Raw genomic sequence first — 249 nt, forward strand, 5'->3', positions numbered from 1 at the left:
GCTACCAAACTGCGCTATTCACCGACTTAATTCTTTTTGAGAAACGTTATTAACTAACATATTCTCTGATAATAATGGTTTTAACAAACCACTACTTTTTAAATAGTGGTCGGTGAAGAGGGATTCGAACCCCCGACCCTCTGGTCCCAAACCAGATGCGCTACCAAACTGCGCTATTCACCGACTTAATTCTTTTTTAGGAACGCTGCTAGAAGGGTCAACCCTCTGGTCCGCTATTCCCAACATCAG

1 tRNA gene is annotated in these 249 nt (G+C 43.0%); it reads right to left on the bottom strand.

The window, feature by feature from the left end:
- Window positions 1-106: 106 nt before the first annotated feature.
- Window positions 107-183, bottom strand: a tRNA-Pro gene (locus VXS03_RS20210).
- Between the last annotated feature and the right edge of the window lie 66 nt (window positions 184-249).

This window comes from Photobacterium sp. S4TG1, assembly GCF_036040035.1.
Classification (GTDB): Bacteria; Pseudomonadota; Gammaproteobacteria; order Enterobacterales; family Vibrionaceae; genus Photobacterium.